The 26,011-nt window shown below is 67.1% G+C and carries 25 protein-coding genes and 1 pseudogene; 14 read left to right on the top strand and 12 right to left on the bottom strand.

Features of this window, described 5'->3' with window-relative positions; all coding sequences use genetic code 11:
- Positions 1 to 98 precede the first annotated feature (98 nt).
- Complete coding sequence (locus tag P1N55_RS02305) at positions 99 to 554, top strand: hypothetical protein (protein ID WP_276277409.1); 456 nt, start codon at positions 99 to 101, stop codon at positions 552 to 554.
- 56 nt (positions 555 to 610) lie between these two features.
- A complete protein-coding gene (locus tag P1N55_RS02300; protein ID WP_276277408.1) occupies positions 611 to 787 on the top strand; it encodes an HEWD family protein in 177 nt (58 codons plus the stop codon).
- A gap of 122 nt (positions 788 to 909) precedes the next feature.
- Here P1N55_RS02300 and P1N55_RS02295 read toward each other — a convergent pair whose 3' ends face one another.
- Entirely contained in the window at positions 910 to 3,951 is a 3,042-nt protein-coding gene (locus P1N55_RS02295) for an oligosaccharyl transferase, archaeosortase A system-associated (protein WP_276277407.1), read from the bottom strand.
- Between the two features lie 174 nt (positions 3,952 to 4,125).
- Here P1N55_RS02295 and aglG point away from each other — a divergent pair, with 174 nt between their 5' ends.
- Positions 4,126 to 5,061 carry a glucosyl-dolichyl phosphate glucuronosyltransferase gene (aglG, locus tag P1N55_RS02290; protein ID WP_276277406.1) on the top strand — a complete coding sequence of 312 codons (936 nt, stop codon included), beginning with the start codon at positions 4,126 to 4,128 and terminating at the stop codon, positions 5,059 to 5,061.
- A gap of 2 nt (positions 5,062 to 5,063) precedes the next feature.
- Positions 5,064 to 6,206 carry a glycosyltransferase family 4 protein gene (locus P1N55_RS02285; protein ID WP_276277405.1) on the top strand — a complete coding sequence of 381 codons (1,143 nt, stop codon included), beginning with the start codon at positions 5,064 to 5,066 and terminating at the stop codon, positions 6,204 to 6,206.
- Here P1N55_RS02285 and P1N55_RS02280 read toward each other — a convergent pair whose 3' ends face one another.
- From P1N55_RS02280 to P1N55_RS02260, 5 genes are read right to left on the bottom strand one after another with little or no spacing between them, the layout of a single operon-like run.
- Positions 6,207 to 6,653: a sulfatase/phosphatase domain-containing protein gene (locus P1N55_RS02280; RefSeq protein WP_276277404.1), complete on the bottom strand. Its 447-nt coding sequence runs from the start codon at positions 6,651 to 6,653 to the stop codon at positions 6,207 to 6,209.
- A complete protein-coding gene (locus P1N55_RS02275) occupies positions 6,650 to 7,552 on the bottom strand; it encodes a sulfatase (protein ID WP_276277403.1) in 903 nt (300 codons plus the stop codon). Before P1N55_RS02275 ends, P1N55_RS02280 begins: the two co-directional genes overlap by 4 nt.
- Positions 7,553 to 7,607: 55 nt before the next feature.
- Entirely contained in the window at positions 7,608 to 9,047 is a 1,440-nt protein-coding gene (locus P1N55_RS02270) for a lipopolysaccharide biosynthesis protein (protein ID WP_276277402.1), read from the bottom strand.
- Positions 9,044 to 10,180 carry a sulfatase-like hydrolase/transferase gene (locus tag P1N55_RS02265; protein ID WP_276277401.1) on the bottom strand — a complete coding sequence of 379 codons (1,137 nt, stop codon included), beginning with the start codon at positions 10,178 to 10,180 and terminating at the stop codon, positions 9,044 to 9,046. The genes P1N55_RS02270 and P1N55_RS02265 overlap by 4 nt, the downstream gene beginning before the upstream one ends.
- Positions 10,095 to 10,484: a sulfatase-like hydrolase/transferase gene (locus P1N55_RS02260; protein ID WP_276277400.1), complete on the bottom strand. Its 390-nt coding sequence runs from the start codon at positions 10,482 to 10,484 to the stop codon at positions 10,095 to 10,097. The genes P1N55_RS02265 and P1N55_RS02260 overlap by 86 nt, the downstream gene beginning before the upstream one ends.
- Before the next feature lie 42 nt (positions 10,485 to 10,526).
- On the opposite strand from P1N55_RS02260, the gene P1N55_RS02255 reads away from it, so the two are divergent.
- Both P1N55_RS02255 and P1N55_RS02250 read left to right on the top strand, forming a co-directional pair.
- Positions 10,527 to 11,504: an alkaline phosphatase family protein gene (locus P1N55_RS02255; protein ID WP_276277399.1), complete on the top strand. Its 978-nt coding sequence runs from the start codon at positions 10,527 to 10,529 to the stop codon at positions 11,502 to 11,504.
- Between the two features lie 3 nt (positions 11,505 to 11,507).
- Positions 11,508 to 12,962: a sulfatase gene (locus tag P1N55_RS02250; RefSeq protein WP_276277398.1), complete on the top strand. Its 1,455-nt coding sequence runs from the start codon at positions 11,508 to 11,510 to the stop codon at positions 12,960 to 12,962.
- Here the strand turns inward: P1N55_RS02250 and P1N55_RS02245 are convergent.
- On the bottom strand, positions 12,953 to 13,804 hold the full coding sequence (locus P1N55_RS02245; protein WP_276277397.1) for a TrmB family transcriptional regulator: 852 nt from the start codon (positions 13,802 to 13,804) through the stop codon (positions 12,953 to 12,955). The genes P1N55_RS02250 and P1N55_RS02245 overlap by 10 nt on opposite strands.
- Positions 13,805 to 13,926: 122 nt before the next feature.
- On the opposite strand from P1N55_RS02245, the gene aglJ reads away from it, so the two are divergent.
- The gene (gene aglJ, locus P1N55_RS02240) at positions 13,927 to 14,928 is read left to right on the top strand and encodes an S-layer glycoprotein N-glycosyltransferase AglJ (protein WP_276277396.1); all 1,002 of its coding nucleotides are present in this window, start codon (positions 13,927 to 13,929) and stop codon (positions 14,926 to 14,928) included.
- Position 14,929: 1 nt separating this feature from the next.
- Here aglJ and P1N55_RS02235 read toward each other — a convergent pair whose 3' ends face one another.
- Both P1N55_RS02235 and P1N55_RS02230 read right to left on the bottom strand, forming a co-directional pair.
- Positions 14,930 to 15,256: a DUF5789 family protein gene (locus P1N55_RS02235; protein WP_276277395.1), complete on the bottom strand. Its 327-nt coding sequence runs from the start codon at positions 15,254 to 15,256 to the stop codon at positions 14,930 to 14,932.
- Positions 15,257 to 15,305: 49 nt separating this feature from the next.
- The gene (locus tag P1N55_RS02230) at positions 15,306 to 15,653 is read right to left on the bottom strand and encodes a winged helix-turn-helix transcriptional regulator (protein WP_276277394.1); all 348 of its coding nucleotides are present in this window, start codon (positions 15,651 to 15,653) and stop codon (positions 15,306 to 15,308) included.
- A gap of 136 nt (positions 15,654 to 15,789) precedes the next feature.
- Between P1N55_RS02230 and P1N55_RS02225 the strand changes: the two are divergent.
- Positions 15,790 to 16,208 (top strand): annotated as a pseudogene (locus tag P1N55_RS02225) (DoxX family protein).
- 108 nt (positions 16,209 to 16,316) lie between these two features.
- Entirely contained in the window at positions 16,317 to 17,975 is a 1,659-nt protein-coding gene (locus P1N55_RS02220) for a rhomboid family intramembrane serine protease (RefSeq protein WP_276277393.1), read from the top strand.
- Position 17,976: 1 nt separating this feature from the next.
- On the opposite strand, the gene P1N55_RS02215 is transcribed toward P1N55_RS02220, so the two are convergent.
- The 3 genes from P1N55_RS02215 to dph2 all read right to left on the bottom strand — a co-directional run bounded on the left by P1N55_RS02215 (position 17,977) and on the right by dph2 (position 21,680).
- Positions 17,977 to 18,603, bottom strand: coding sequence for an METTL5 family protein (locus tag P1N55_RS02215; RefSeq protein WP_276277392.1), 627 nt, complete (start codon positions 18,601 to 18,603; stop codon positions 17,977 to 17,979).
- A 53-nt stretch (positions 18,604 to 18,656) separates the two neighbouring features.
- Complete coding sequence (locus P1N55_RS02210) at positions 18,657 to 20,570, bottom strand: sensor histidine kinase (RefSeq protein ID WP_276277391.1); 1,914 nt, start codon at positions 20,568 to 20,570, stop codon at positions 18,657 to 18,659.
- 63 nt (positions 20,571 to 20,633) lie between these two features.
- Positions 20,634 to 21,680 carry a diphthamide biosynthesis enzyme Dph2 gene (dph2, locus tag P1N55_RS02205; protein ID WP_276277390.1) on the bottom strand — a complete coding sequence of 349 codons (1,047 nt, stop codon included), beginning with the start codon at positions 21,678 to 21,680 and terminating at the stop codon, positions 20,634 to 20,636.
- A 114-nt stretch (positions 21,681 to 21,794) separates the two neighbouring features.
- On the opposite strand from dph2, the gene P1N55_RS02200 reads away from it, so the two are divergent.
- The 5 genes from P1N55_RS02200 to P1N55_RS02180 all read left to right on the top strand — a co-directional run bounded on the left by P1N55_RS02200 (position 21,795) and on the right by P1N55_RS02180 (position 26,011).
- The gene (locus P1N55_RS02200; protein ID WP_276277389.1) at positions 21,795 to 22,193 is read left to right on the top strand and encodes a YlbF family regulator; all 399 of its coding nucleotides are present in this window, start codon (positions 21,795 to 21,797) and stop codon (positions 22,191 to 22,193) included.
- Positions 22,194 to 22,298: 105 nt separating this feature from the next.
- Entirely contained in the window at positions 22,299 to 23,129 is an 831-nt protein-coding gene (locus tag P1N55_RS02195) for an MBL fold metallo-hydrolase (RefSeq protein WP_276277388.1), read from the top strand.
- A gap of 81 nt (positions 23,130 to 23,210) precedes the next feature.
- Positions 23,211 to 24,407: a hypothetical protein gene (locus tag P1N55_RS02190; RefSeq protein ID WP_276277387.1), complete on the top strand. Its 1,197-nt coding sequence runs from the start codon at positions 23,211 to 23,213 to the stop codon at positions 24,405 to 24,407.
- A 41-nt stretch (positions 24,408 to 24,448) separates the two neighbouring features.
- A complete protein-coding gene (locus tag P1N55_RS02185; RefSeq protein ID WP_276277386.1) occupies positions 24,449 to 25,345 on the top strand; it encodes a hypothetical protein in 897 nt (298 codons plus the stop codon).
- Positions 25,346 to 25,393: 48 nt separating this feature from the next.
- Positions 25,394 to 26,011 (top strand): class I SAM-dependent methyltransferase, encoded by a 618-nt coding sequence (locus P1N55_RS02180; RefSeq protein ID WP_276277385.1) that lies wholly within the window; start codon positions 25,394 to 25,396, stop codon positions 26,009 to 26,011.

The following is a 26,011-nucleotide window of genomic DNA, read 5'->3' as shown; positions in this document are numbered from 1 at the left end:
CGGGCCGCGGCCAGTCACAACTGGGGACGTGACCTAGAGGGCCCTCTCCGGGACTCCCACGGCCTGATTTTATCCCGTGTGGCGCCGTACGGTCGGCCATGGGGCTCGACGTCGCGACGCCGGCGGTTCCGGAGCTCGCTACCGGAACGTCGGTCGACGAGTACGACGACGCGGACGTCCAGGGCGACGAGTACAGACGCGAGGAACTCGCCGAGGCGCTCGAAGCGGGCGCCTGGGCCGACGCGTTCGACGAGTGGGCGGCGCAAACCGGCCTCGAGGAGTCAGCGTGGCAGATCGTCACCGACCTCGGTCTGGTCGGGGAGTTCGACTTCTTCTGGGACTCCTTTGCCGGTCGCGTCGGCTACCACGCGCCGGGCCTCCCGGAGGACTGGCGCGAGCGGGAGGTCCACCCCGACATCGAGTCATGGGCGACCGTCTCGGGCATCAACGCCGCCCTGACCGAACTCGGTCAGGTCGTCTGTGACGTGCTGGCCGACGACTACCTCGAGTGGGAGGCCGAAGAACCCGACGTCGACGACCTGCCGGACTTCTGAGCCGGTCACCCCGGGAGACCGGCACGCTGATAGGGATTCGTCTACTGTCACCGCACATGGCAGAAATCGTACCCCCACGGGAGCGGGTCTGTGAACGGTGTGGGCGACACGACGTGTGGGACGACAGCACGGTCGGCTGGGTCATCGCCGTCGAGGACGGCGAGAGGGAGGCCGGCAGCCCCTACTGCCTGCACGAGTGGGACATCAGCGGGACCTACAACCCGCTCGCCTGAGGCCGGCGGTCGGTCCGACGCAAACACCTTCTGTGTGACTGTGCCAGAGAGACATCTACAGCCTGAGCCAGTGCGTCGACGGCGACATGCGCAGAAACCCGCACCGAAACGAACGAGGGCAGTCAGGGGGCGACGACGGACCGCTCGCCGGAGATCGGCGCGAGCGAGCTCGAGGCGTTCGTCGAGGTGTCCGACCCGCTGGTCTCGTTCGTTGTCGTCTGCTCACCGTCGTCGGTGGTGGCGTTGCCCGCCGTCTCGTTTTCGCTCTGGGTGTCGTTGGTCTGTATCTCGAAGGCCGGTTCGAGTTCGACGGTCGACGCCGACTCGTTCTCGCCGATGACCTGCCCCTCGGTGACGTTGGTCGTCGCGGCGAAGGGCATCTGGACGCCGTTCTGTGCGCCCGTCGCGGTCAACTGGTAACTCGTCTCGGCGCGGACGCTGACGTTCGTGTAGCCGGCTTCGGTCCCCCACTCGTCGTAGCCGGTCGTCGAGTACGGGACAGTCATCTCGAAGTCCCCGCTGGCGTCGGTCTGTGTCTGCTGGCGGTAGACGAACGTCTCGTTGGTCTGTTCGTTGTGCATCCGCACGGCGGCGGTCACCGTCGTGTTGGCCGGACCGGTGCCCTCGATGGTCGCGCCCGGGACTCGCTCGAACGTCTTGGTCCACGCCGGGGTGTTGGCGTTCATCAGGTCCGCCCCGGCGTCGGGCATGCAGTAGTTCACTCCCTCGAGGGGCATGCTCGTCTCGTTTGCCGTACAGGTGCTCGCCTGCCGGAGCCGTAGCCCGATGCTCTGTGCCTCGATGAGCGTCGCGCGGTTGTGCGCCGAGGACTCGTAGCCGGTCATCGAGCTCGACCCGACGTAGCGGTAGTGCTCCATCGCCGGGACGCGTTCGCCCGGATTGGTCCCGAACCCGCCGACCTGGGCGGTCCCGTCCTCGCGGACGAACTGGCGAGCGGCGGACATGTTGGGGAACTGCTTGAGGGTGCGACCGTCGGCGGGGGTGACCCTGAAGGTCCGTCCGTTGACCGTCTCGCGGTCCCAGTCGACGACGAACGGTTGTGGCTGCACGGCGCTGCCGTGGAACTCGTAGAGGCGCACGACCGTCGTGTCGTAGTAGTCCTGGCTCCGGTAGTAGAACCGCTGGTTGGTCACCTGGCCGTTCTGCTGGACCTGGATTGCCCGGTAGTAGTCGGTGGCGGTGGTGTTGTACTGGTCCTCGAAGCGCGGCGGCGCGAAGAACTTGCCCTGGAAGCCGGGACCGGCGGCGACCTGCGTCATCTTCCAGTCGACGGCGACGTACCGCGTGTGGGCGTCGTCCTCGTCGATCCCGTCGAGCACCGAGTTGGCCTGCTCCTCGGTCGGCGCGAGCAGGAAGTTCGCCGCGAGGTCAGAGCCCTGCTGGAACGGGTTCGCGTTGGGGATGCGCTCGGCCTGGGTCGTGATCCAGTGCCCGTAGTCCCACCAGGAGATGACGCCGTACTCGCCCTCGCTGTAGTCGAAGTCGTCCTGAATCTGGTAGGTGCCGTAGTACTCGAGCGACCGGTTGCCGCCGACGCCGTAGGCGCCCTCCTCGGGGGTGTTGCCCTGCATCCACTCGAGGTTCTGGTCCCAGCCCTGGATCCCGTCACCGGGGTTGGCCGTGCTGCCGTAGTCGAGTGCCGTCGGCGTGACGAACACCAGCGGCCCGACGACGACGAACACGATGGTGATGACGGCGAGTACCTGGTACGTGTCGACGCCGTCCGCCGCCGAGAGGTCGATCCAGTCGACGGCCTTGCCCACGACCAGACCCGTGAGCGTCGCGATGGGGAAGACGGCGTAGACGCCAAAGCGCAGCTGGGTGAGCGTTGCCGCGAAGATAATCGCCGTCCAGACGACGACGAGGAACTCTTCGGCCGACCGCCTGCTGCCGAACAGTTGCTGGAAGAGGACGTACAGCGCGCCGATGATGGCAAGCAGGAGCGCGAGACCGTACTCGTTGTACAGCGACGAGGGATTTTGCAGCGGCTGGGCCTCACCGACGGAGGTCTGGGTCGCAGATGGCGAAGCGGTGAAGCCGACGACCCGGAGCACCTGGTCGACGAAGTAGCTGAAGACGTCGGGCAGGAGGATGGCCATGAGTATCGCCCCGACGGCGATGATGCCGAAGACCGTCACCGGGTAGAGGTTCCGGTCGAGCGATTCGGCCTCGACGTAGCGGGCGAGCCAGGCCATGAACACACACCCGAACGCGACCGCGAAAGCCAGGAGCGGCTGGAGGACGGAGTGGTCGGTCGCGGTGAGTCCGAACTTCTGGAGGGACGCAAGCGTGAGGACGCCGACCGTCCCCATCGTCACCGCGCCGACGATTGCGGTGTGTTCCGGACTCTGGCCGCGCCAGAACTCGACGACGAGACGGAAGAGGAAGAACGCGCCGAGGATGCCGATGAGGAGGACGGCCGGCGGCCAGGTCCACAGGTAGATGGCCACGCCGAACCCGGCGAGCACCGACCAGCCGACGGTGTCACGGAGGGAGGCGACGTCGCGTTCGACGAACTGCTCGTAGATGGGTCGGTCGCGTTCGGCCACGCTCAGGGCGACCATCACCCCGAGCACCGCCGTCACCTGGAGGAGGCCCTCGGCGACCTGGTGGTCGTAGACGCCGACGAGACTCCGCTGGGTGAAGGTGCCGGCCGACAGTGCCAGGACGACGACGGCGGTGACGCCGCCGATGCGTCCGCCCAGGCGCTTGCCGACGTAGTAGGTGGGGATCGCCGCGAGCGTCCCCATGACGGCCGGCGCGAACAGCGCGGTCATCGCGACGGTGCCTTCGCTCGGTGACCCGAGACCGAGCACCAGCGCGACGGTCCCGACGACCTGGTCCATCAGGGTGCCGAACTGCCCGGAGCGATTCCCGATGGGGAACCGTGTCCAGGGGTCGAAGGGCATCGTCGCCGGCCAGTTCCTGACGACGTACATCGTCGACCGGAAGTGGTAGAACGGGTCGTTCCCGCGGAAGAGCACCTCGCCGTCGACGACGAAACGGCGCCAGTTCTGTACGCGGTTCCAGAGCATGAACCCGACCATGACCAGCAGTATCGGGACGTGATACCACCGCTCGGCCCAGTCCAGGGCGGCGTCGAGTTCGGGGTTGTCGTCAAAATAGCCCGACGATTGACTCATTGGACGGAGAAACTGCCAAGGCGCGCATAAGCCTTTTGACCTCTGGACGAGCGCGCGCCTCGAACAAGCAGCGACACGTCGGCGGTCTGGCGGTTCAGCATCCCGCGCCGCCGCGAGCGACGGACTACATGACGGATAGAAACGACTAACAGCACCGGTCGTCCATGGCCCGACATGCGTGTCTCGGTCGTCCTCTGTACACACACGTTGGACCGGTACGACGATTGTCGCGCGGCGGCCGAGAGCGTCCTCGACCAGACCTACGACGACGTCGAGCTGGTGCTGGTCTCGGACGGCGACGAGGCCGTCTACGAGCGCTACGAGGCGGACTTCGGCGGCCGCGAGGACGTCCTGACCCACTGCAACGACGAGAACGTCGGCCTGCTCGAGAGTCGGAACAACGGCGCGGCCGTGGCGACGGGCGACGTCGTCGCGTTCATCGACGACGACGCTATCGCCGACGAGCGGTGGGTCGAAGCACTCGTGTGTGCGTACGACCGCGAGGATGCACTGGCTGTCGGCGGCCGCATGACACCGGCGTGGATCGCCGGCAAACCGGCCTTCCTCCCCGAGGAGTTCTACTGGCTCGTCGGCGTCACCCATCGCGGGTTCGGCCCCGACGGCGATCCGGAGGCAGCGGGCGAGGTCCGCAACACCTTCGGCTCGAACATCTCGTTTGACCGCGAGGTGTTCCTCGACCTGGGGGGGTTCGACGACGACATCGGCGGCCGACAGGGGGAGAAGAACCTCCAGGGCGGTGAGACCGAACTCTGTGCCCGGCTCCGAAGCGAGTACGACGCGGGCGTCTACTACACCCCGGACGCGCTGGTGGCCCACAAAATATTCGACTACCGGACCGACCCCGGCTGGCTGGTCGACCGGGCCTTCTGGCAGGGGTACTCGAAACGAGGGATGGAGGTGTTCGTCCCCGAGTCGACCGGCGAGGAGTCGGCCTTCCTCGGCGACCTGCTGTGCTCGTTCGTCCCGGACCGTCTCGGCGGCCTCGCCCGCTCACCGTCCGTCGCGGGCGTCCTCCAGCTCGTCTTCCTGTTCGTCCTGACGGGGGCCGTCGGCGTCGGCTACCTCTATGGCATGTACGTGTGGGGATGACGATGTCGGACACCGACCTGCCGGATGTCTGCGTGGTCACTCACCCTCTCGCGGCCGCGGGCGAGAACGCGACCCGGAGCCTGCTCGACATCCTCTCGGCCATCACCGCTGTCTCGCTCGTCACCGCGGACCTGCCGGCCGACTCCGAGATTCGCGACCGGCACGAACTGATCGAGCTGACCCAGAAGGGCGCCGGCGACTCCGTGCCGGTCGCCGCCGGCAGGTTCCTCCTGAACCAGCTGCGGATGTGTCGCGTGCTCGCGAATCGCGACGAGGACGTCGTCCTGTTCTACGGCGCGACGTCGTATCTCCTCCCGATACTCGCCGCGCGACTCCTCGGCAAGACCGTCCTGGTCGAACCCCGCGGCGACGTGCCGCTGACCCTGCGACTCAACTGGGAGCAGCGATTGCCAGATCCGGTCGCCCGGGGCCTCGCCGGCCTGGTCCGCACACTCGAACGGGCCGGCTTCGCCGCTGCGCACGGCGTCGTGACCTACACGCCGTCGATGACTCGCCAGCTCGGCCTCCATCCCGAAGCGCCCGACGTTTTCCCCCAGGGCGCCCGGTACGTGCGGACCGACGAGTTCGACGTGACCACCCCACATGCCGAGCGCGAGCGGGTCGTCGGATTCCTCGGGCGACTCGACGAGGAGAAGGGGATCCGGGCGCTCGCCGAGGTGGCCCGGGACCTCCCCGACGACGTCACCTTCCGCTTCATCGGCGACGGCGACCTGCGCGAGTGGCTGGCGGGCGAACTCGCCGCCGAGATCGAATCCGGCCAGGTCCAGCTGGCCGGCTGGGTCGACCACGACGACGTCCCCGGGGAACTGAACCGGCTGTCCCTGCTCGTGCTCCCGTCCCAGCCGACCGAGGGCTTGCCGACGACGATTCTCGAGGCGCTGGCCTGTGGGACTCCCGTGTACGCGTCGCCGGTCTCCGGGGTCCCTGACGTGGTTCGCGACGGTGAGACGGGGTTCCACATCCACAGTCGCGACCCGGCCGCGCTGCGGGACGGCATCGAGGCGATACTCGGCCGCGACGACCTCGCAGCACTGAGTGCGAACGGACGGGAGCTGATCGAAACCGAGTACAGTTTCGAGGCGGCCTGCCAGCGGTATCGCGAGATTCTCGCGGCCGTTGCCTGACTACTCCTTGTAGCCCAGGCGGCGGAGCCGTTCCTTGACGTCCTCACTCATGTCGGGGCGTTCGACGTCCTCGGCCATCGTCGACTCTACGAGCTGTCGGTGTGTGTCGAGGCGTTTCCGCAGCCGCCGTTCCTCGTCCGGGTGCTCGTCGAGGACGTTCTCGTGTTCCCCGGGGTCCTCTGCGAGGTGATACAGCGCGTCCGGTTCGTTCTCGTGGACGACGAGGTTCCACTCGGAGTCTCTGACGCGGATGTGCTCGCCGTCCTCGTCGCGGTAGCCACCGATAACGTCGGTCCGTTCCCACTCGCCGTCGAACACCAGGTCGCGGAGAGTGTACCCGAACCAGTTGTCCGGAATCTCGAGGCCGGCACTGTCGACGAGGGTCGACGGGAGGTCGGTCAAGCCGACGAGCTCGTCGTACTCCCCCTCGTCGTCCCATCCGCTCACGAACAGGGGGACGTGGTTCTTGACCTCGAGCAGTCGTGCGCCCCGAAATAGCCGTGTTCGAGGAAGTGGTCGCCGTGGTCGGCGGTGAGTGCGAGCAGGTAGTCGTCGCCCCACTCGTGCTCGACGGCGTCGAGCAGGCGGCCGACCTCGGCGTCGTTGAACTTGATCTCGGCGTCGTAGAGGTCGATGAACGTCTGGTATTCCTCGTCGGTGACGTCGTCGGGGTTCTCGATGAACTTCCGGCGGAGCCGGATGGACTCCTCGTGGGAGACCGGTTCGTCGAGGAACTCCCGCTGGTACTCCTCGGGCGGGAGGAACGGGTGGTGGACGTCCATGTAGTGGACCCACGCGAACGTCGGGTCGTCGCCCGTGTCCTCGACGAACTCGATAGCCCGGTCGGTCATCTCGTCGGCGGGGACGTGGTACGAGCCCACGTTCATCCCCTGAGAGGACTCGAGGAAGTCGTAGCCCTTCTTCAGGACGTCGAGCACGACGCCGTCGAGATTCGTCTTCGCCCACTTGCGGAACTTCGAGGTGGCCGACTCGTCGGGCGCCGAGTCGAAGAACTCGTCCCAGCCCCTGTCGTAGCCGAACTGCCCGGACACGTAGAGGTTCGAGTGGAAGCCGCCTGTGCGGTAGCCGGCGTCGTGGAACACCTCCGAGACGAGCGTCTGGTCCGCCGAAATGCGCTCGTGACCGCCGTACATCATCGGCGTCACGCCCGTCAGGATGCCGGGGAACGAGAACCTGGTGCCGCCGACGTGCGAGTGAGCGTTCGTGAACCGGCTGCCGCGTGCCGCGTGCTCGTCGATGTTCGGCGTGACGTCCCGCTCGTACCCGTGGTACCCCACGTGGTCGGCTCGCAGGGAGTCGATCGTAACGAGGAGGACCTTCTCCATGTGTGGATTTCCAGCACTGTCGCCATTAAGGATTCCCATGGCGACCAGGGGACTCTCAGGCGGCCTGCGGAACGAGCGAGAACGCTTTCGAGCGAATTCTCGGTGCAATCCCCAGCAGGACGCCGAAGTAGACGACGCCGCCGAACCCGGCCAGCAGGACGGTCCCCACCCGACCGCTCGGTGCCAGGCCGACGACCGGGAAGACTGCACCGGCCATCACCAGTGCCGCGACGACCTGCCGGAGTAGTTCGCCGACGGGGATGCTGACGCTCTCGAGAATCCCCTCGAGGACCCAGTAGCCGGCGACGGCCCGGAGCAGGGAGGACGACGCCGTCGCGAGCGCCGCGCCGAACCAGCCGATCTGCCAGACGAGGACGACGTTCAGCACCATGTTGACCACGATGAACAGGCCGTTGACGCGGAACGCCGCGTCGGGACGGTCGATGCCGTTGAGGACGTTCGTGAACTGCGACGCGAAGACATCTGCCAGGTACGCGAGGATGAGAACGAGCAGTATCTGTGTCCCCTGCCCGAACTCGGGCCGGTAGAACCTGAGGACGCGCTCGCCGAGCACGAGCGTCCCGAACAGCCCCGGGATGACGAAGATCGCGCTGAACGCCAGCGCCTCGTCCAGATAGTGGCGGATGCGGTCGAACCCGCTGTCCGTGCTGAGTTCGCTCACCTCCGGAAAGAGCGTCTGGCTGATGGACCCGCTCGCGATGGCCAACATCGAGGCGATACCCCACGCGGCCTCGTAGATGCCGATGAGTGACGCGCTGACGAAAAACGAGAGGACGATGGTGTCGAGCCACCCGAACACGCGACCGCGCAGCGCCCCGGCCCAGGCGAACTGTGCGTATCGCAGGAGGCTTTTCACCTGGGCGAGTGACGGAATCGAGGGCCGATACTTGCTGAAGACGAAGCCAGCCACCGCGACGAGCGCGAGCGACGCGGCGTGTCCAAACGAGATGCCTGCGACGCCCAGCCCGAGGACGAGCGCCCCGACCTGGAACGCCGTCCGGCCGATTCGCTCCCCGGCTTTCAACCATCCCGTCGTGGCGACGCGCTTCTGCCCCTGAAGAACCGCCTGCGCCGTCTGGTGGGCGATGGCGGCGGTGAGCAACACCGCTATTTCCACGTCGTACTCGATGAGGACGATCATCAGCTCGCGGTTTCGCGAGACGACACCGCCCAGCAGTTCACCGGCAGCGAGCACGAGCGCGGCCAGCCCGGCGGCCAACACGATGTTCAGCAGGACGCCCCCGCCGAAGAACGCCGCCGGCGACTCCCGTTCGCTCATCCGCTTCGTGACCGCCATACTGACCGCGTTCGACGGGATGACCAGCCAGAAGAAGCCGAGCGAGACCACCACCGAGTACCGGCCGAGCCCCTCAGCTCCCAGGACGAACGCGATGAGCCACGTCGCGAGGAACCCCGCCAGCGTGACGACGACCTGTGAGGTGAAGTGGGAGGCGGCGGTCTTTCCGAGTCTCATTCCATGTACCCGAGGTCGCGGAGCTGCCGGGTCACCGCGTCGGAGAACTCGCCTTCCTCTGCGTCCCCGACCGGCTGCCCGTACTTGTCCAACCAGTCGCCCAGTTCTTCCTCAAGCGCCGCTCGTTCCTCGGGATAGTCCCCCGAGACGTCCTCGTCCTCGTCGGGGAGCGCGAACAGCTCGGCCTTCTCGGAACTCCGCTGGTACTTGAACTCCGGCGTTCGGAGTGCCGTCAGCGTCTCCGTGTGGAACCGAGAGGTATCGAACGACGGATTGTGTGCGAGCAGTTCGTCGAAATCCGTCGGGCCGCGCTGCGAGACGGCGAAGTCCCGCGTCTCTTCCCGGAGGTCGACGCCGATTGTGTCGCCCGGGTCACCGCCGGCGACGTTCAGCAGGGTCCGGAACACGTCGAGGTGCTGGACCGTGTCGTCGCCGTCGACGGCCAGGTCCTCGTCGAGTCCCTGGACGACCAGCGGCACGCGCGTAACCGCGTCGTGGAGGACGTAACTGTGCGACAGGAGGCCGTACTCGCCGAACAGCTCGCCGTGGTCGGCGGTGATTACCACGACGGTGTCCCGGTCGCCGTGCGACTGGATGTAATCGAAGAGGCGCCCCACCATCTCGTCGGTGTAGGCTATCTCCGCGTCGTACATCGCCTCCAGCGCGGCCCACTCGTCGTCGGTCAGCTCACAGCCGTTCGCGACGACGTCCTCCAGGTTGTAGTGGACATCGAGCGCGAACTCGGCGGCCTCCGTTCCCGACATCGAGATGTCGTCGGTGAACCGCTCCAGATACTTCCGGGGCGGGTAGTACGGGCGGTGCGGTTCGTTGTAGTGCAGGTAGAAAAAGAACGGGTCGTCGTTGCGCCGGAAGTCAGCGAGCCAGTCTTTCGCTACCTCGTTCATCAGGTACGCCGACGAGTGCTTGGCCGTATCCCTGGACAATCCCGCAGAATGTGTCCGGAGGTTCAGCGCGTACGAGAGGAGCGGCCCGATGCCGGCCTCGTGGAGCGTCGACGAGGAGAGCCACTGGAAGCGGTCGAATCCCTTATCGAGGCCGGTCGCCGAACTGAGATACGAGTTTCGGGAGAGACACGCCGTGGCGTAGCCGGCGTCGGCGAATCGCTCTGGCATCGTGGTGATGGAGTCGGGGAGCCGGTTGCCGTCGACGCCGACGGTGTTGTGTGAGGGGGGGGTAGCCGCTCATCATCGCCCCGGTCGATGGCAGCGTCGAGAGGCTGTGGGCGATGCAGTTCCGGAACGCGTGTCCGTCGCGCCCGATACGCTCGAGTTCCGGCGTCGTCTCGCGGTCGTATCCGTCGAGGGTGGTGTGATCAGCCCTGACGCTGTCCAGCGTGATCCAGACGATGTTGGGGCGCTCCATCGCTACGTGGGTGGTCCGTTTCCGGGGGAGAAGTTTCTGTGTTCCGGTTGCCATCCGAAAGAGATTAGCGGCCGCCGGGACTCCCCCGTGACAACGATGGTCCTCGTCGTCCTGGGTATCGACGCTCTCGACCCGGAACTCGTCGACGGGCAGCGACACCCGAACCTCGTGCTGGACGCCCACGACTCGATAGCGACGATCGACAGCGTCGAGGGGGAACCGAGCACACACGAGCTCTGGCCGACGATCATCACGGGACTGGAACCCCGTGAGCACGGCCTGACGCTCGACGACGACGGCGTCGCCTGGGAGAACCCGCTGCTCGACGCCGGGAGCCGGGTCGCCGACTACCTGTTGCCCGACCCGATCCAGACCCGCATCGGCGCCTGGATACTCACGAACACCACCGCCGACGCGTTCCGGACGCCGGCGACGTACTACGCAAAGCGGGGCATCGAGACGGTGTTCGATACCACCGACGGAACCGCTATCGGCATCCCGAACTACGTCGTCGACCCCGACGAGACCGACCGGGAGAACCAGCTCCGCCAGAACATGGGCGACCTGTTCCAGCGGGACCCGGAGGCCGTCGGCGGCCACCGGTCGTCCGACCCCGTGGCGTTCTACGAGCAGTGTCTCGAGATGGTGATGATACGCATCGCCCGGGCCCGGCGGGCGCTTCGTGGCGGCACGTCCGAGCTCGTCTTCGCGTACACGAGCGGCCTCGACCTCGTCGGCCACGTCGCCTACGAGGCGCCGGGACTCCAGCGCGAGGCGTACGACGAACTAAACGACTTCGTGGGCGAGGTCCGTGACGACCTGGGCGAGAGGGACGAACTGGTGCTCGTGAGCGACCACGGCCTGCAGGACGGTGTGCACACCCACGAGGCGATGGTCGCCAGCACCCGACCGGGAATCGTCGAGGCCATCTCGAGCGTCCTCGACGTGAAAGGCGCCATCGAGGCCGAACTCGAGAGAGTCGACCACAGCCCTCCTGAGCGCACCGTCGAAACGGCGGGTCCCGGCGACGCGGACGCGGTGAGGGAACAGCTCGAAGACCTGGGGTACATGTGACCGATGACTACTGATCCGAACGTCCTCCTGGTCGTCCTCGACAGCGCTCGCGCACAGAATCTCAGCCTCTACGGGCACGCGAACGAGACGACCCCGTTCCTCGAGTCGTTCGCCGCGGCGGACGCGACAGTCTACGAACAGGCACGTTCGCCCGGCGCCAGGAGCGTCACGAGCCACGCCAGCCTCTTCTCGGGGCTCCACGTCGAGGAACACGGCATCGTCTCGGCGGGCCACCGGCTCGACCCGTCGGTGTCTGTCTTCGCGACGCTCCGCGAGGCCGGCTACGATACGGGCGTGTTCACGGAGAACGACTGGCTGACGGCGGTCGACGTCGGGCTCAAAGACGGGTTCGACACCGTCGTGGGCGCGCGAAACGTCCCGTTCCCGGCGGGCATGAATCCCCACGAGTTCGTCTCCAACGAGGGACAGGGGCAGTACAGTGCCTTCGTCAGAGCGGCACTCGGGAGCGACCAGCCGTTCAAGTCGCTCGCCAACGGCGTCGCGACGAAGGTCCAGTCGGACTACAAACGGTTCCTGCCCGACGGCGTCCGGTCCTCGACGCCGGCCGACGTCTACGTCGACGCGTTCCTCGAGTGGAGCGAGCGACGGGCGGGGCCGTGGGCGGCGTGTGTCAACCTGATGGACGCTCACATCCCGTACGAGCCGACTCGGGAGTACGACGAGTGGGGCGGGGCGAAGGCCCGCAGTCTCCAGTCCGCATTCGAGGACCAGAAGTGGTCGTTCAACGCCGGCGACCGGCCGTGGTGGCAAAAGCGGGCCGTCGAGTCGCTCTACGACGGGGCGATACGACAGCTCGACGGCGAACTCGAACGACTCGTCGGGGCACTTCGAGACCGAGGGGCCCTCGACGACACCCTGCTCGTGATCACGAGCGACCACGGCGAGGGCTTTGGCGAACCGAGCCGACTCCGCCCGGGTATCCGCGTCGCCGAACACGGCGTCGCGATCCACGAGGTGCTGTTCCACGTCCCGCTCGTGGTCCGCCAGCCCGGCCAGATGGACGCAGCTCGGTTCGACGAGCCCGTTTCCCTCACCGCGTTCCCGGACGTCGTCGCGGGGGCCCGGGACGGTAAGACGACCCCCGGTGCGTTCGTCTCGGACGACCCGGTCATCACGACGGCGGTCGGACTCGACGAGCCGCTGCGAGAGCGGGCCGGGAAGTACGTCGAGGACCTCTCGCCGTGGCTGGGGACGTCTCGGGCCGTCTACGAACGCGACGGGGACGTGGTCCACAAGTACTGCGCAAAGGAGGGCTCGGCGGTGACGGTGGACGTACGGGACGCACAGACGAGCTACAAGACGGCTTCGGACGGCCTGGAGCGCGTCGAGGCGGCCTTCGCCGATATCGAGCAACTCGACGTCCGCGAGGACGGCGAGGACTTCGACGAACTTGATAGCGCGACCTACGACCGGCTCGAGGACCTGGGCTACGTGTAGACGTCCGCCGGCGCCTGACTCTCGTGTTCCCACACCAGGTCGAAGTACCGCTGCATCCCGGCCACGAACGAGCCGTTCTCGGTCAGCGCCGCCTGGCGCATGTGGTTCGGGACGTCGGGTTCCTCGACCAGCAGGATGGCCTCGCCGCCGTCGTAGTCCATGCTCGGGTCGACGACGGTGCCACGCCAGGGCAGACGCTGCTCGCTGAAGCGAACGTCGACGGTCGGGAACTCCTGCTCGAGTCGCTCGACCACCTCGGCCTGGACGGCAGCCTTCTCGGCTGGCAACCAGTCGGGGTCCAGGAACAGCACCGCGACGTCGACGCCCGCGTCGACGGCGTCCCGGAGTGCCCCGGCGACGCTGTCGAGGTAGGCGAAACTGTTCGTGATGATGCGCAGCGTCTCGTCGGCGTCACGATAGAGCCGTCGCGTCTCGCGCTCGCTGGGGTCGCCGACGTCGACAACGTGGAACAGCTCCGCCGTCGGCGAGATGTCCTCGCTGGCCCGCTCGTACCGCGGGCGGTACTCCCCGAGGAACGCCTCCCGGTGCGTGTCGATGTCCTGGGTGAACCCCTCGAAGGACTGGCGGCGGTTCTCCACTGCGCGGTCGAGGATGGCCTCGGGGGCTTTGGGCTGATATTCCTTGGGCCGTCCGGGGACGACCTTGATGAATCCCCGGTCGGCCAGCGAGTCGAGGACGCCGTAGATGCGGGCCTTCGGGATGCCAGTGGCCGAAGCGAGGTTCGGCGCGGTGGTGCGACCGAGCGAGAGCAGCTGCTCCAGGGCTGTCGTCTCGTACTCGGTCAGTCCCAGGAGCTCGAACACGTCCGACGGGTCGGCCATACCGGAGCCATCGGGGCCATCGTAGTAAAAGGCGCGACTCGGCGCGCTCCCAGCACGGTGGGGCAACTGCCTGCCAGCCGGACCCGTGATTTATTTGAGTGCGCGTGGTGGACGTTCGGACAATGGTCGACCGTGACGACGTCTGCGTGTTGCTGCCGACCTACAACGAGGCGGAGACCATCGGGTCCGTCGTCACGGGTTTTCGGGAGGCCGGGTTCGACAACGTCCTCGTCGTCGACGGTGGATCGGGCGACGACACGCGAGCCATCGCGGAGGCGGCCGGTGCCCGCGTCGTCCAGCAGTCCGGCAGCGGCAAGGGCCAGGCGGTCCGCGAGGCGGTTCGCCGGTGGGTCGAGGAACCGTACGTGCTGATGGCCGACGGCGACGCGACCTACCGGAGCGAGGAGGCAGACCGGATGCTAGAGCCGCTCCTCTACGGCGACGCCGAGCACGTCATCGGCGACCGGTTCGCCAACATGTTACCGGGGGCGATGACGCGGCTCAACATGGTCGGGAATCGTCTCATCAATCGCGCGTTCGCGGTCATCCACGGCCGCGAGATGGGGGACATCCTCTCGGGCTACCGGGCGTTTACCCGCGAGTCCTTCGAGCGGCTGTCGCTGTCCGCCGAAGGGTTCGGCATCGAGACGGAGATGGCCGTCGAGTGTGTCAAGCACAACGTCCGGACCGAGGTCGTCCCGATTACGTACGAACCCCGGCCCGACGAGTCCGACACGAACCTGCACCCGTTCCGCGACGGGGCGACCATCATCCTCACGCTCTACCAGATGGCCAAGACGAACAACCCGCTGTTTTACTTCGGGAGCGTCGGCCTGAGCTCGATTCTGATGGGGGGCGTGCTCGCGGCCTACGTCGCGTACGACTGGTTCGTCAACAGCACCTCTCACGAGGTCATCGCGATGGTGGGCGGCGTCGCCATCCTGCTCGGCCTCCAGTTGCTGATGTTCGGCGTCCTCTCGGATATGATCGTCGCGGTCAACCGCGAACAGACCCGTCAACTCGAGGACATCGCTCGGAAACTGACCGAGGAGGACCGCACCGACCAGCGGTCGGGGAACGTCGAGACGGAGGCGACTGTCACCTCCGGCGAGTCGGAAGACTGACTCAGAAGGGGACGAGCGAGCGCAACTGCGCGAGGAGGCTGGTCCCGCCAGAGAGCCGCTTGCGCTCGAAGACCGGGTGGAGCGCGTTCAGCAGGTCCTGTTCGGTCTCGAAGCGCTGCTCCGGGCTCTCGTCGAGGGCCTCGTCGACCGTCATCGTGTGTCCGGCCGGGTCGTAGGGCACCTCGATCGTGCCGGCCGTGGCACGAACCTCGCCGGCGGTGGCCGGAAACTCCAGGTCGTCGCTGGGCAGTTTGCCGTCCAGCGCCGCGATACCGAACTCGATGACGTCTGGTTCGTCGCTGTCGTCGCTTGGTGGCCGGACTCCCATTGGGTGCTGATTCGGACCGGGGGGGTCGAAAATCCTGTGTTCGTGTTCCTCACTCGGCGTCGGTCGCGAGCCACTCGTCGGCCCAGGCTTCGATCTCCTCGAAGACCGGACAGAGCGACCGTCCCTTGGGGGTGAGCCGGTAGTACGTCGCGACGGGCGCGTCCTCCTCGAGGCGGCGCTCGACGAAGTCGGTCTCCTGGAGGTCGTCGAGGACGCGCGAGAGCGTCCGCGAGCTCGCGTCGGTCGCGCGCTTGAGTTCGTTGAAGCGTCGTTCCCCCTCTTGGAGTTCGTGGAGGACGACGAGCCGCCACCGCGACCCGATCTGGTCGAGCGACTCGACGACGGCACACGGTCCGGTCTCTTCCTCGACGGCGTCTGTGAATACGTCCGATGACATCGATGCTACCTGGTATCGCCTATGTCCGGGAATCGATATATAGGTTCGGATTCGAACCAGGTAACGTGACGAAATCACCTGACGACTGGTACCGGAACCGGACGACGACCGCCGCGGCGACGGAGGTGCGGGCCTGATGGCCTTCGAGACTGCCGGTGCGGCCGAGGTGTTCCTCCTCGGCCGAGTCCTGTTTGGCGGCATCCTGGCGTTCATGGGGCTGAACCACTTCCTGAACGGCGACCAGATGATCCCGTACGCCGAGATGAAGGGCCTCCCCGCGCCCGCGCTGTCGGTGTACTTCAGCGGGGTCTGCTGGCGTTCAGCGGCGTCTTGCTCGTCCTGGGTGCGTATCCGGTGCTCGCGGCCGGTGCGCTCGCGACCTTCCTCGTCGGGTCGGCCCTGACGATGCACGACTTCTGGGCCGTCCCGGAGGACCAGCAGCAAGACGAGATGACGCAGTTCCTGAAGAACGTCGCGATGGCCGGCGGCGCGTTCGCGCTGCTGGCCGTGGCGGGGACGAACTGGCCCTACAGCCTCGGCGTCGGCCTGTTCTGAGGGGGCCCGGTGCGGCCCCTCGTTGCGCGCTCCATTCGCGTACGGCCGGCCGAAGACGGCCGCTGACACGGCGTCAGTCATAAATCCTCGCCGTCCAGAGGGAAACCAATGATACAGGCGACGCCCGAGTTGCCGGGTGTGTTGACCGGGTTGCCACTGCGTGCGGCCGCTGTCGTCCTCGTCGTCCTCGCGACAGGCCTCGGGTTGCGACGCGTGACCGGCGCGCGGGTGCCCGACGTCGTCCGGACGCGACTCCTGCTGGGCGTGCCGTGGGGGACGCTCCTGACGATGGGGGCGCTCGTGGCCGTCTACCTGTTCCTGCAGGGGACGTGGTGGCACCCGCGCCCGCTCGTGACGCCGTTCCGGACGTGGTCGTACTTCTACCCGCTGGGCATCCTCACGAGCGCGTTCACCCACAGCGGGCAGAGCCACATCACGGGCAACCTGCTCGGGACCCTCGTCTACGGCGCTGTCGTCGAGTACGCCTGGGGACACTACCCCAGACGGCGGGGGGTCCAGACGTTCACCTCGCTCCGGACAAATCCCTTCGCCAGGGTGCTCGCGATTCCGCTGGCTGCATTCGTCGTCGGCCTCTTCACCGCGCTGTTCGCCATCGGCCCCGTGGTCGGGTTCTCCGGCGTCGTCTTCGCGCTGGCGGGCTTCGCACTCGTGACCCGGCCGGTGCTCTTCCTGGGGGCCCTGCTCGCCGGGCGCATCGTCGACCTGTTCGTGCGGGCGCTCCGGTTCCCCGAGTTCACGGCGCGGGCGCGCCAGCAGTTCGTGACGCCGTGGTGGGCCGACGTCGCCATCCAGGGCCACGCCATCGGGATGCTGGCCGGCGTGGTGCTCGCTGTCTGGATGCTCCGGCGTCGTGAGTCCCAGCCCAACGTGCCCCGCGTCTTCTTCGCTGCCCTCGTCTTCGCCGTCTTCCAGGGATTGTGGGCCATCTACGTGCCGCTCGGCGGCGGTCGATTCACGCTGTTTCGGTGGGTCGGGACGGCGGGCGTGTTCCTGCTCGCGCTCCTGGTGGCTGTCGCCGTCGCCGACGTGGATCAACCGCTCGAGGTCGGGTTCGAGCGGCCGAGTGCCTCGCTTGCGACGCTGGCGCTCCTGGTCGTTCTGGGGGCCCTCGCGTTCGCGGCGGTCCCCGCGAGCGTGGTCACCATCGGGCCCGAGGAGGTGCCCGACGACGGCGTGACGGTCCGCGATTACGTCGTCACCTACGACGAGAACGTCCGCAACGAGTACGCGGCCGGCATCTGGACGCCGGTCGAGACGGACCGGACGATCGTCAACGAGAGCGGCGTCATCGTCGCGAGCGACGCCCGCGAGACGTGGCTCCCGGTCGTCCAGAAGGGGCAGCTGGCGCTGAACGGGCGAGCGACGGTCGTCGTCGGCGGTATCGGGTGGCGCGAACAGGTCGTCGCCAACCGGACCGGGTGGGTCGTCCTCGGCAACGACACCGTCTATCGGGTCACCCTCCGCCGGGCTGGCGGCGAGCCGAAACCGGTGTTCGAGTCGCCGCCCTCGACGCCGCCGACGACCGTCGCGGGCCGGAACGTCACCGTTCAGGCAGCCGAAGACGGGTTCGTCCTCGAGGTCTGGCGGGGGAACCAGACGCTCGGGGTCGGCCGCGTCCCGGCCAACATGACGACGGCGGACGTCGGTGGGCTGACCTTCGAGCGCAACAGGACGCGCCTCTTCGTGGCGCGAAACGACACTCGCGTCCAGATAGCGCGCTACCAGACCGACCAGCGCGAGCGGTGACTCACTGCCAGGCGACGCGGAAGACCTCGGCGGTGATGACGCGCGTCTCCTCGTCGTGGAAGTCGAACTGCCGGGGGAGTTCGAACGCCGTCTCGAAGGCGTGGGTCACCTCGCCGCCGTTGTCGGCCGCGAAGGACTCGACGAACTCCTGACTCCCTTCGTTGTGGACCGAGTAGGAGACGGTCGAGAGCTCGGCGGCCGTCTCGAGGAACCGCCGGTCGGCGTGTTCGTTGCCCGACTGGGCACCGAAGGGCGGGTTCATCACCACCGTCGTCTCCGAGACGAGCGGGCACAGCGGCGCCGCCGTGGCGTCACCGCGCACCCAGGAGACAGAGGTGGTGGACCCGACCTTGCGCTCGTTCTGCCGGGCGGTAGCGAGCGGCGCCGGGTCGATGTCCACCCCGACGACCGTCTCGGGCGACCGGAGCGCCGCACCGAGCGCGAGCATCCCGGTGCCACACCCGAGGTCGACGACGGTGCGGCCCTCGATGTCGCCCTGCAGGTCGGCCGTGTGAACGAGGTGTGCCGCCAGCTCGGGCGGCGTCCGATACTGTTCCAGACTGGCCCGTGGGTTCTCGAACCCGGCGACGACGGCGAGTTGCTGGGCGAGGGCGCTCTTCGTCGGCATCAGTTCTAATAAATCGAGGTCATGTAAAAACCTTTGGTGATGTTTGATAGTTATTAGTCGCGGACGAGTTCGACGACGAACGCGGCGCCGCCACTGTGGCTCTCCTCCACCCAGATCGTGCCGCCGTAACTCTCTATCATGGCGTCGACGAAATACAGCCCGAAGCCCGTTCCGGCCGACTCCACGCCTTTTGCCCCTCGCTCGAAGACCCGGCGACGGACTGACGGACGGATTCCGCCGCCGTCGTCGGCGATTCTGACGGTGACCGCCTCGGCGGTGGCCGTCGCCGTCACGTCGATCGTGACACCGCCGTCGACCTCCGCGTGCTCGATGGCGTTGGTGAAGATGTTCCCGAACACGTCGCTCAACAACTCGTCGGCCAGCACGTCGTAGTCGCCGGGGAGAGAGACGTTGACCGTCGCAGACGAGTCCATCGACCGCGCACGCTGTGCGGCCGACTCGACGACCGGCGTCAACGCAACCGGCTTCGAGTTGCTGAGGCCAGGGTCAGCCAGCGTTTCGAGGACGGCCCGGACCTTCTGTGTCAGGTCGATGATGTCGTCGCTCCAGTCGACGATCGTCTCCGCGAACTCCCGTTGCTGGCCGTCGAGCGCCGACGCCAGGAACTCCCCGCGCGCACGGATGACGTGCATCCCGTTGAGCATGTCGTGACGCAGGATGCTGTTGAAGAAGTCCATCTGCTCCTGTTGACGCCGCAGCGCCTCGTTGGCCCGTTCGAGCTCGTCGTTCTTCGCCTCGATCCGTTGCTCCCGGGCGACCCGCTCGAGAGCGGCCGTCGCGGTCCTGGCGAGGATCTCCAGCAGGACCCGTTCGTTGTCCGAGAACGGCTCGACGCTCGTAGACCCGACACACAGCAGGCCGAACTCGTCGAGTGGGAGATACAGGACCGTCCCGAGCGGGACGTCAGATGCCCAGGGAGTGTCGAGTTCCCGGTAGTCGTCGACCACTGTCGGCTCGCCGCTGTCGAAAATGGCCTGCTCGTCACAGCCTGGCCCAATCGCGGGGAGGTCCCTGACCGAGTCGACGCCCGCTAACTCGACTGCGTCGACCGTGCCGCCGACCGGGTGCAGCGTGTCGTCCGTCCCGTCGTCGGTCCACATCACAGCGAAAGGGCGGTCGACGATGTCTCTCGCCAGTTCCGTGACCGTCTCCGCCACGGCGGACTCGGTGTGTGTATAGAGCAGTTGCTTGGTCGCCTCGCTCAGCGATTCGACGTGGGTTTCGTGGCGTTTCAACTCGGTGATGTCGCGAGCGACGCCGACGACCGCCGTGAGGTCGCCGTCGTCGAATATCGGCCGATACCACGTCTCGAAGACCATGCCATCGACAGCCTGAGTGGACCGGACTTCCTCGCCCGCGAGAGCCCGTTTCGCCGCGGAGACGATGTCCGGGCTCTCGGCGTAGACGTCGAAAATCGACTCCCCGACGAATTCGCCGGGCGATATCCCGAGCGCATCGAGTCCCTTCCCCGCCGAACTCGCGAACGTCCCGTCCGGGTCCAGCGTGAACATGACGACCGGAAGGTTCTGGACCAGGGTCCGCAGCTGCTCGGTCTGTTCGGTTTGCTCGCGCTCGAGTTGCTTGTTCTCGGAGACGTCCTCGGCGAAGGCGAGGACGGCGTCGTCGTCACCCTCCGTCGACCGCTTCAGCGTCACGTCGACCCACCGTCGGTCTCCGGCCGGCGTCTGGACCACCCACTCTGTCTGTGCCGAGCCGTTCTCCATCGCCTCCTCGACGACCGAAGCGGCGTCAGCCGTGGTGAACCCCGGCGGGCTGAACGCGCCGACCGGCGTCTCCAAGAGCGTCTCGTAGTCGAGGCCGACCAACTCACAGGCGGCCTGATTCGCAGCGCGAATAGCGCCCGTGGACGGGTCGTGCACCATGACCGCAGTCGGAGAGAGCTCGAAGATGTCGCGATAGGGCGCGCGGTCCGTGTCCGTCGACATGGGTAGCGATTCGTGTGTCCCTACAAGAGTATGTCTCCTGCATTCTCACTGCCGAAAATGGGACTACCAGGTGCCGTGGAACGTGTCGAACTCCAGGGACTCCAGGGGCTTCTCGCCGACGGCGATCTCGTACTCGCCGGGCGTCAGCATCGGCTTCTTGAACTGCGGGCCGTCGTCGGTCGTGATGCGCGGACACCCGGTGTTGACGTAGGCGTCCATCCCGAAGTTGGTCAGGCGGTCCGGTGTCACCTCGTCCATCGTGATGATGTAGGCGTCGTCGTTGTTCTCGACGATCTCCTGGGCCTGCTCCCAGCGACCCTGGCCGATCTTCGTACAGAAGATGACGCCCCACGTCTCTGCGTCCATCGCCTTGTGGACGGCGGCGTAGCGCTGTTTCATGAACTGCTCCGTGTCGGCGATGGTCAGCGCGTTGTTGACGGGGTCGGCGATGATTACCTTCTTGTCCGGATGTTCCATCGCGAGGCCGAGCGGGTGGAACTTCCCGCCGCCGACGTAGAGAATCTGGTCGGCGTCGACGTCAGCCGAGGCGTAGTTGCAGCCCAGTACCTGTCCCTCGTGGGTCAGGCGGTCGTCGCCCTTGCGGGTGTGGACCTCGAAGCCGCGGTCCTCGAGCCACTCGCGCATCTCGCCGAACTTGTTCATGTGCTGGGCCGTCGTCACGAGGCCCACGTCGGGGTCCGTCTCAGGCGGGGCGAGTTCCTCCTCGAAAGCCTGCTCCATGATGGGGAAGACGTCGACGTTCGAGAACAGGGGGACGTAGATTATCTTGTCCGACTCCTTCATCGGGGAGTGGCCGAAGTGGACGAAGACGTCGGTGCGGCGCATCAGGTAGGTGTCGAGGTCGCAGGCGCCGTAACACGGCTGGCCCGATATCATCACCTGCACGTCGTCGGGCAGTTCCACCCGGAGGTCGTCGGCGACGGCGGGGCCACGGCGTTTCAGCCCCTCCGGGAACTGGAGGCCGACGGTCGCGGCGTCCCGCTCGACGACCGCGTCGACGATGCGGTCGAGTTCGTAGTCCCACTCGCGGTCGTGTTTCAGCGAGAGGCCCGTGTTGCGGAGGTCGCCCTCGGTCCGTTCCTGGCTCATTGGCCCCGGATACCCGCTCGGTGCGTAAAACCTCCGCGCTTCGTCCTGGCGGCCGTGACGGCCCCGCACACGCCTTCGGCAGGTTCATACAGCGCGAGTCCCAACCGATCGCTAATGAGCATCGAGACCGACACTGCGACCGAGGACGCCGGCGACCGGGTCGACCAGCTCGCACGCGAGTTCGGCGAGGCCATCGCGGACCTGCCGGTCTACCAGCGCTACCAGGAGGCCAAGGCGGCCGTCGAGGCCGACGAGGAGGCCCAGTCGGCCATCCAGGAGTTCGAGCAGATCCGCGAGGAGTACATGCTGGCCCGACAGACCGGTCGCGCCACCCAGGAGGACCTCCGGAAGGTCCAGTCGGCACAGGAGGAGCTGCACGAGATGCCCGTGATGAGCGAGTACCTCGAGGTCCAAAACGAGCTCGAACTGCGCCTGCAGGAGCTCAACGAACTGGTCTCCGCGGAGCTGACAGTCGACTTCGGCGGGAAGGCCGGCGGCTGCTGCGAGGACTGAGCGGCGGGTACGCGAGGCTTTCAGGACCCATTTCTGATGCCTACTCGGGGACGGCCCCGCCGGTGGTCCGTAACGACTTAACCCGCGCCGCGAGCAGTCCAGGATATGCCCGTAGACTCCGACTGGGACGACTGGCTCCCGCGCGCTATCGAAGACGCTGACCCCGACGGCCTCGCCGTCTGGTTCCTGGGCTGTAACGGCTTCGCCGTGAAATCCAGCGGCGGGACGACGGCGTTCGTCGACCCGTACCTGGGCATCGGCGACCCGCCGCGGACCGTCCGGATGATTCCGGTGCCGTTCAACCCCGAGGACGTCGTCGAGGCCGACGCGGTCCTGGGCACCCACGAGCACACCGACCACGTCCACGGCCCGTCCCAGGCGCCCATCCTCGCCGGGACGAACGCCGACTACTACACGACGGACAGCGGCCACGAGGTCATCCGCGAGGAGGCGTGGCTCGACAACTGGGCGGTCACCGACGACCAGCTCCACGAGGTCACCGAGGGCGACGCCATCGAACTCGGCGACCTGACGGTCCACGTCGAACCGGCCAACGACCCCGACGCTGACCACCCGGTGTCGCTCGTCTTCGAACACGAGGCGGGGACCTTCTTCCACGGCGGCGACGCCCGACCCGGCGAGTTCGAGTCGGTCGGCGAGGCCTACGACATCGACCTCGGTGCGCTCGCGTTCGGGACCGTCGGCATGATAGCCGACAGCGAGACCGGCGAACCCACGCGAACGCGGTGGTACAACGACGAGAACATGATAATCGAGGCGGCCAACGAACTTCAGCTCGACGCCCTCGTGCCGACCCACTGGGACATGTGGAAAGGGATGACGACAGAGCCGACCGTGCTGCACAACCACGCGAACAGCTTCGAGTACCCCCGCTCGCTGGAGGTCGTCGAGATCGGCGACCGCGTCGACCTATAGTCTAATTTACACGACGTTCCCGGACCCAGTCCCGAGAACTGGCACGTATCTTTAAGAGCGTTGACTGACGCAATAGGATACATGAGCGACTCACAGGCCTACGAGACAGTCACCGCTTCCGCCGACGGCGTGACCGTCACGAAGCGGTTCGAGGAGGACGATTTCCCCGTGCCTGCTATCGCATTCAACGTCGTATCGCAGCGGACCGAGGCCGTCACCCTTCGACTCGTCGACAGCGTCCCGGACGACGTCGCCGTCGAGGACCTGGGCTTTCACCCAGAGTACGGCAGCGAGTACTGGGACATCACGGACGACCAGATCACCTTCGAGCGTGAACTGGAACCCGAATCCGAGTACACGACGGTCTACGGCATCCGGGCGACAGGCACCGACGACATCGAGAAGTTCCTCACCGAGCCCGTCATCGAGGGTGTCGACCCACCGTTCGAGGGCGACGAGGACGATATCGTCGGCAGCACCGACGACGCCATCAAGGACGTCATCTCCGGGGAGGCCGACAGCATGCCGGGACTGGAGGACGACGAGGGACACGAGGAAACCGAGGACGTCGAGACGCTCGACCTGAAAGACCCCAGCGCCGGGCGCGCGGTCCCCGAGGACGACATCGAGGCGGCAGAGGACGACGCCGAGGCCGAGGGCGACGACGTCGAAGCAGCCGAGGCCGAAGCCCAGACTCCGGCGGCCACTCTCGCGAACGGCAGCGTCGTCGCGGCGATGGCCGCCGAGATCCGCAACAACGAGGTCTCCGAGGCGGACGTCGAGATGCTCAAACGGGCGCTCGAGGCCGTCTCCGACGACGAGGGCGGGAGCGGCGCGAACACTGCCCGCATCAACCGCATCCAGTCCGACATCGCGGATCTGCGCGCGTACACCGACGCTCTCGAGGAGTTCCTCGACGAACACGGGACCGGCGAGGAGCTCATCGAGGAGTTCAGCGAGCGCCTCGACGCCTTCGAGGCCGAACTGGATGCCTACGAGGCCGACATCGAGGCGGCCACGTCGACGGCCGAACAGGCCTCGAACGAGGTCGAGGACGTCTCCGGCGAGGTCTCGGAACTGGGCCACGAGGTCGACGACGTCGAGGCGTCGCTGGACGACCTGCGGGACTGGGTCGAGTCAGTGGAGGCCGACGTCGAGGCAGTCCGCGACGAACTCGGTGACGGAGAAATCGACGACCGGCTCTCGGATCTCGAGTCGGACATCGAAGACCTCAACGAGTGGCGCGAGCAGCTCTCCTCGGTCATCGGCGGCAACTAGCAACCGAACTCGTTTTACCGCCGCCCGCTCTCCTCCCGACAATGACGACGACCAGAGTGGCCGTCCCGCGGAAGGGACGCCCCCTCGAAGCCGTGCTCGAACGGCTCGCCACTCGGACCGGGACGACCGAGCTGGCCGACGACATCATCTCCACCCTTCAGTACGAGAAAGCCGTCACCAAGGGCCGCCAGACCGCCGACGAGCACGTCTACCAGCGACTCGCCGACTACTCCTCGCTCGAGGACCCGACCGAACCGGAGTTCACGCTGCTCCGGGACGACCGGGACGGGATGCCCCGTCGGGTCGTCTTCGACAGCGTCACCGTCCCGACCGACCACGGCGACGTGCAACTGGTCGGCCGCGAGGAACCGTTTCGGGCGCTGCGGACCCACGAGTTCGCGCTGGGTTTCGACAGCGCCGATCTCGTCCTCGAGGAGGTCGTCCAGCTGCGTGCTGATCCCCTGACCAGCATCGCCGAGATCAACGACCGCATCGACCCGCTTGACACAGACGTGCGCGTCGTCACCGGCCTGGGGGATACGGTGTATCACACGCTGCTCGCGACGCCGGAGGTCGTCGACTCGCAGGACTGCGCCCTCGACCGGGCGTTCGTCTCGGCGTACGCGGGCGACCTGTGTATCTCGCCCCGCTACGAGCGACTCGTCGAGGCCGTCATCGGGACGGAAGCCCTCGATGACGTCTCGTTCACCTATCCGGACGGTGGGCGCGAGGAGGAGGCAGACATCGCGGAGACGGGCCTGGGCGTCTACCTCACCGTCTCTGGGTCGACGGCACGGGACCACGGCCTGGAACTGGGCGAGCGCCTGTTCCCCAGCGAGACGGTGCTGCTGGAGAACGAACACGAGCGCACGCCGACCACCGAGCGGGTCGCGCGACTGTTCGAGCAGCCCGAGGAGACGGCGCTCCAGTCGGTCTGAGACGCCGTCGGGGCCCACAGTTATCACGGTACCGACACTAGCACGGACATGGTCACCAGCCGGGAGTGTCCGCTCCGGCACGTCTACGACGCGGCCTACACGGGCGTCCCCAACTGGGACATCGGCCGTCCACAGCGGCCGTTCGTCTACCTGGAAGAGCAGGGGCTGGTCCGGGACCCGGTCCTCGACGTCGGCTGTGGCACCGGCGAACTCGCGCTGTTTCTCGCGCGCCGGGGCCACGACGTGCTCGGCATCGACCTCTCGACACTGGCCGTCCGCCAGGCGAGGGAGAAGGCGCGCTGGCGACGGATACCCGCACAGTTCCTCGTGATGGACGCGCTGGACCTCCCGCGACTGCGCACCGTGGGCCTCTCGTTCCGGACGGTCCTCGACTCGGCGATGTACCACGTCCTCGGCGACCGCGAGCGTGACCGGTTCGTCGCGGCGCTCGAAGCCGTGCTCCGACCCGGTGGCCTCTACTGTGTCCTCGGCGACGCCGCGGGACCCGACCGGCCCGCCTACGGCATCGGACCGGCAGAACTCGACCGGCGGTTCGGCGCCGGCTGGGACCTCGTCTTCGCCTACGAAACACGCTTTGAACGTCGGTGGGGGTCGACGCCGGCCTTCTTCGTCGGTCTCCAGCGGACCGCAGAGACGGACCGCTGA

Origin of the sequence: Haloarcula regularis, from assembly GCF_029338315.1 — an archaeon.
Lineage (GTDB): Archaea > Halobacteriota > Halobacteria > Halobacteriales > Haloarculaceae > Haloarcula > Haloarcula regularis.
This window is presented reverse-complemented; position numbering and strand designations above follow the sequence as displayed.